This window comes from Geminicoccus flavidas, from assembly GCF_009806515.1.
Classification (GTDB): Bacteria; Pseudomonadota; Alphaproteobacteria; order Geminicoccales; family Geminicoccaceae; genus Geminicoccus; species Geminicoccus flavidus.
The window spans coordinates 1-4,801 of sequence record NZ_WUJP01000962.1 but is presented as its reverse complement, the minus strand read 5'-3'; the positions used below and the strand labels follow the sequence as shown (position 1 = coordinate 4,801).

4 protein-coding genes are annotated in these 4,801 nt (G+C 70.2%); 1 reads left to right on the top strand and 3 read right to left on the bottom strand.

Annotated elements, in window-relative coordinates; genetic code table 11:
- Window positions 1–135: 135 nt before the first annotated feature.
- The 3 genes from EQG76_RS27615 to EQG76_RS27605 are packed head-to-tail and all read right to left on the bottom strand — an operon-like array spanning window position 136 to window position 3,948.
- Entirely contained in the window at window positions 136–2,403 is a 2,268-nt protein-coding gene (locus EQG76_RS27615; RefSeq protein WP_159718264.1) for a xanthine dehydrogenase family protein molybdopterin-binding subunit, read from the bottom strand.
- A complete protein-coding gene (locus tag EQG76_RS27610; protein WP_159718262.1) occupies window positions 2,396–3,454 on the bottom strand; it encodes an FAD binding domain-containing protein in 1,059 nt (352 codons plus the stop codon). Before EQG76_RS27610 ends, EQG76_RS27615 begins: the two co-directional genes overlap by 8 nt.
- The gene (locus tag EQG76_RS27605; RefSeq protein WP_159718260.1) at window positions 3,451–3,948 is read right to left on the bottom strand and encodes a (2Fe-2S)-binding protein; all 498 of its coding nucleotides are present in this window, start codon (window positions 3,946–3,948) and stop codon (window positions 3,451–3,453) included. Before EQG76_RS27605 ends, EQG76_RS27610 begins: the two co-directional genes overlap by 4 nt.
- Before the next feature lie 234 nt (window positions 3,949–4,182).
- Between EQG76_RS27605 and EQG76_RS27600 the strand changes: the two genes are divergently transcribed.
- A complete protein-coding gene (locus tag EQG76_RS27600) occupies window positions 4,183–4,758 on the top strand; it encodes a TetR/AcrR family transcriptional regulator (protein WP_159718258.1) in 576 nt (191 codons plus the stop codon).
- Window positions 4,759–4,801: the final 43 nt, after the last annotated feature.

The following is a 4,801-nucleotide window of genomic DNA, read 5'->3' as shown; positions in this document are numbered from 1 at the left end:
GGGTGAACGCCGGTGCCGCCAAGCCGACAAAGCCAATCACCCCTACCAGTGCCGTGACGCTCGCCGCCAAGTGCGCGCTAGCACCTGGCTCAAGCCTCCGCCGGATCTGCCGTCAAGCCTTCCAGCTACGATCGCTCACGTCACTGCAGTACTGATCAGGGATTCGATGGCGATCGGGAAGCGGCGCACACGGACGCCGGTCGCATGCCATACCGCATTGGCGACGGCTCCCGCCGTGCCCGTGATGCCGATCTCGCCGACGCCCTTGATGCCCAGCGCATTCACGTAAGGATCGCTCTCCTCCACCAGGATGGCCTCGACCGAGGGGATGTCCGCGTTCACCGGCACATGATACTCGGCCAGGTTCGCGTTCAGGATCCGCCCGGAGCGGTGATCCGGCACGGCCTGCTCGTGCAGGGCGAAGGAGACACCCCAGATCATGCCGCCATAGTACTGGCTGCGCACGAGGCGCGGATTGATGATGGTGCCGGCGGCAAAGGCGCCGACCAGACGCGTCGCCCGGATCTGCCCAAGCTCCGGGTCCACCTTCACCTCGGCGAACACCGCGCCATGCGCGTGCATGGCGTAGGTCGCTTGTGCGTCCTGATCGGCGGCGCCGCTGCCGCGACCCTCGATCTGCGCCAGGCCGGCCCGCGCCAGGATCTCGGCATAGCTCTCGCTCCGGCGCTCGTCGTCGCGCCGGACCAGCCGGCCGCCTTGCGCCAGGACCCCGACATTGCCGGCGCCAAACAAGGGTGAACGCTCGTCGCCGACGGCCAGTTCCGTCAGCCGGGCGATCACGTCGGCGCCGGCGCCATGGATCGCCATGCCGGCGGTCGCGGTGTGGGCAGAGCCGCCGGCGATGCCGGCATCGGGCAGGTCGGAGCTGCCGGCGTGGAATTCCAGCTGCTCGATGTCGAGGCCGAGGCTGTCCGCGGCGATCTGCGCCAGCGCCGTCCAGGCACCCTGGCCCATGTCCTGCGCGCCGATCTCGACCAGGCCGGTGCCGTCACACTTAAGGACCGCCCGGGCCTGGCCCTGGAACATGATGGCCGGGAAGGTCGCGGTGCCGAGGCCCCAGCCGACCAGCAGCCCGTTCTCGTCGCGCATCTGGCGCGGCGCCAGGGGACGCCCCTGCCAGCCGAACCGCTCCGCGCCCTGGCCGTAGCATTCCCGCAGGGCCTTGGAGGAGAACGGCTTGCCGGAGATCGGCTCGACCTCCGCATAGTTCCTCAGGCGGAATTCCAGCGGGTCCAGGCCGGCTGCCTGGGCCATCTCGTCGATGGCGCTTTCCAGCGCGAGGTTGCCACTCGCCTCTCCGGGTGCCCGCATGAAGAGCGGTGTACCGGTGTCGAGCCGCACCGCATCGGCGGTCGTGGCGATGGCCGGGCTGGCGTACAGGGTGTGGCTGACCTGGCTGGACGGCTCGAAGAAATCGTCGAAGGTGCTGGTGGCGGTGCGCACATGGTGGTGGATAGCCGTCAGCCGGCCCGCGCGGTCGGTGCCCAGGCGCAGGGTCTGGCGGGTCGGCGCGCGGTGGCCGACCGGGCCGTACATCTGCTCACGGCGCAGCACCAGCTTCACCGGCCGGCCCACCAGGCGTGCCGCCAGGATGCCCAGCGCCTGAGGTCCAGAGATCAGCCCCTTGGAGCCGAACCCGCCGCCCAGGAACGGGCTGCGGATATGGATGTTCTCCGGCGGGATCCCGAACAGTCCGGCGATCCGCTCCTGCGCCCAGGCCAGGCCCTGGCTCGGCGTGTCCACCGTGAGCCGGTCGCCGTCCCAGACGGCCACGATCGCATGCGGCTCCATGGCGTTGTGGTACTGGGCAGGCGTCTCGTAGGTGGCGTCGATCCGATGTTCCGCGGCGGCCAGTCCAGCCTCGACGTCGCCATGGTGCACCTCGGAGGGCGTGCCGATGCCGAGCGTGGGCGGGACGAAGCAGTCGGCATCGTCCAGCCCGACCCGCGGCGGCTCCGCCTGGTAGCGCGGCGCCAGGAGTGCTGCGCCTTCGGTCGCCGCCTCCAGCGTCTCGGCGATCACCACCGCGATCGACTGTCCGGCATAGCGCACCTCGTCGGTCTGCAGCAGCTCGAGCCGGAACATGAAGGGATGGGTCTTCGCGTCCGGATCCATCGCCAGCGGCGGGCGGTTCTCCGGCGTCATCACCTCGACCACGCCGGGATGGGCCTTGGCCGCCGCCATGTCGAGAAAGGTCACGCGGCCACGGGCAATGCTGCTGGTCGCGAGCACCGCGTACAGCATGCCGGGCGGGTGGTGGTCCGCCGCGTAGCGTGCCCGGCCGGTGACCTTCAGGAGGCCGTCGCGCCGGGTGAGCGGCTGGCCGATGCTGGCACCGTGCCGGCGGGGCGTGATGGATCCGGTTCGCTCGGTCTCAGCCATGGAGAGCACCTCCAGGAACGGGGGCGAAGGGAGAGGCCGGAAGGGCAGGCAGACGCTCGGGCGTGCCGGCCGCCGCAAGAAGCAGCGTGCGCAGCACGATCCGCTGGGCGAGCTCGATCTTGAAGCCATTGTCCCCGGACGGCCGCGCCGCTGCCAACGCCGCCTCCGCAGCCCGCCGGAAGGACGCTGCATCCGGGTGGGCGCCCGCCAGCACCGCTTCCGCGTCCTGAGCACGCCAGGGCTTTGCCGCCACGCCGCCCAGCGCCAGCCGCGCCTCGGCGATCACTCCGTCGGCCATGCGCAGGCAGGCGGCGGCGGAAACGACGGCGAAGGCGTAGGAGGTGCGCTCGCGGAGCTTGAGGTAGCGGGCATGGGCCGCGAACGGCGCCGCTGTGCCCGGTAGGCGGATCGCCACGACGAGATCGCCCGGCGCCAGCACGCTCTCGCGCTCGGGCGTGGCGCCGGGAAGCAGATGGAAGTCTTCCAGCGCCACCTCGCGGTGGCCGGCCGGCCCCTCGATCTCGACCACGGCCTCCAGGGCTGCGAGCGGCACGCAGAAATCGGACGGATGCGTGGCGATGCAGGATTCGCTCCAGCCTATCACCGCGTGCAGGCGGTTCTCGCCGTCGCGCGCATCACAGCCCGCCCCCGGCTGCCGTTTGTTGCAGGCACTCGCCGGGTCGTAGAAATAGGCGCAGCGGGTGCGCTGCAGGAGGTTGCCGCCGACGGTGGCGGCATTGCGCAGCTGGGCGGACGCGCCGGACAGCAGGGCTTCGGCGACGGCGGGGAAGCCCTTGCGGAAGCTCGGGTTATGGGCGAGGTCGGCGTTGCGCACGCGCGCACCGATCCGCACCCCGCCGTCCGGCAGGGTCTCGATCCGGTCGAGCCCGGGAAGGCGGCTGACATCGACTAGCCGGGTCGGGCGGACGATGCCGCCCTTCATCAGGTCGAGCAGGTTAGTCCCGGCCGCCAGATAGGCGCTGCCGGGCGCCGCGGCGGCCGCGATCGCTTCCGCGACCGTGGCCGGCCGGACATAGTCGAAGCGGTTCATGCTGCCTCCTGCTGTCCGGCCTGGCTCAGGCTCCGCTGCGCTTCCAGCACCGCCTCGGTGATGCCGCGATAGGCGCCGCAGCGGCACAGATTGCCGCTCATGCCCTCGCGGATGCGCTCGGGATCGTCCCCGGCCTGACCTTCCCGGATCAGGCCCACGGCGCTCATGATCTGGCCGGGGGTGCAGAAGCCGCACTGGAAGGCGTCATGGGCGATGAAGGCTGTCTGCACTGGGTGGCAGGTGTCGCCTTGCGCCAGCCCCTCGATGGTCAGCACTTCGCCGCCATCCTGGCTGGCGGCCAGGGCCAGGCAGGCGTTGACGCGGCGGCCGTCGAGCAGGACCGTGCAGGCACCGCACTGACCCCGGTCGCAGCCTTTCTTGGTGCCGGTCAGGTCCAGGCGCTCGCGCAGCAGGTCCAGGAGGGTGACCCTCGGGTCCTCCAGCTCGACGGTCCGCTGCACGCCGTTGATGGTGAGAGTGATCGACAGGCTCATGCGGCGCTCCGATCAGAACGGTTGTTGGGGACGATTCGTCCGCGCGATGCATCGTCGACCGAACGGCAGGTCCTGGAGCCATTCAGGGCGGCGGACGTTGCCAGTACGGCGTTTCCAAGCGAGGTGGTGGGGAGAATGCGGCTGCCCATCCGCACCACACAGAGCAAAATACGGAGGCATCCTCCGTTTACAAGGGCAGAATGCAGAACGGGCGCGATGACGGATCAACCTGGCATGAGAATGCGCAAGCCGCGCGCGGATGCGCTCCGTAACCGGGAACGCGTGCTGGAGGCGGCCAAACTGGTATTCAGCCAGGGCGGCCCGGAGGCGAGCCTGGAGACCGTGGCGCGGCAGGCCGGGGTCGGCATCGGAACGCTCTATCGGCATTTTCCGACCCGCGAGGCGCTGTACGAGGCCGTCTACCGGCGCGAGGTGGAGCAACTGGTCGAGCTGGCGAGGCAACTCGGGGCAGAGCCAGCCCCAGTCGAGGCGCTGCGCAGCTGGATGCGGGCCAGTGTGGAGTTCGTCGCCACGAAGAAAGGCATGGCAGCAGCCCTCGCTCTCGCCGCGCATGGCTGCTCGGACCTTGCCACCTACTCACGCGACCGGCTCACCGGAGCGGTCGGCGCCCTGCTGCAGAATGCCGTGGCGGCCGGGCAGATCCGGTCGGACATCGGGCCCGAGGACCTGCTCCGTGCCCTGGTCGGCATGTGCTATGCTCATGACCAGCCGGGATGGCAGGCCAGGGTGCTGCGCCTGATCGATGTCTTCGTGGACGGACTGTGCTATCCCGATGGAAGATCGGCGTAACAGGCTCGTGGTGCTGCGCAACGCCCGCCGACTTGATGCTCAT

Coding starts and splice junctions, on each gene's coding strand:
- EQG76_RS27610 (WP_159718262.1), bottom strand. CDS start 3,454: ATGAACCGCTTCGACTATGTCCGGCCGGCCACGGTCGCGGAAGCGATC.
- EQG76_RS27615 (WP_159718264.1), bottom strand. CDS start 2,403: ATGGCTGAGACCGAGCGAACCGGATCCATCACGCCCCGCCGGCACGGT.
- EQG76_RS27605 (WP_159718260.1), bottom strand. CDS start 3,948: ATGAGCCTGTCGATCACTCTCACCATCAACGGCGTGCAGCGGACCGTC.
- EQG76_RS27600 (WP_159718258.1), top strand. CDS start 4,183: ATGAGAATGCGCAAGCCGCGCGCGGATGCGCTCCGTAACCGGGAACGC.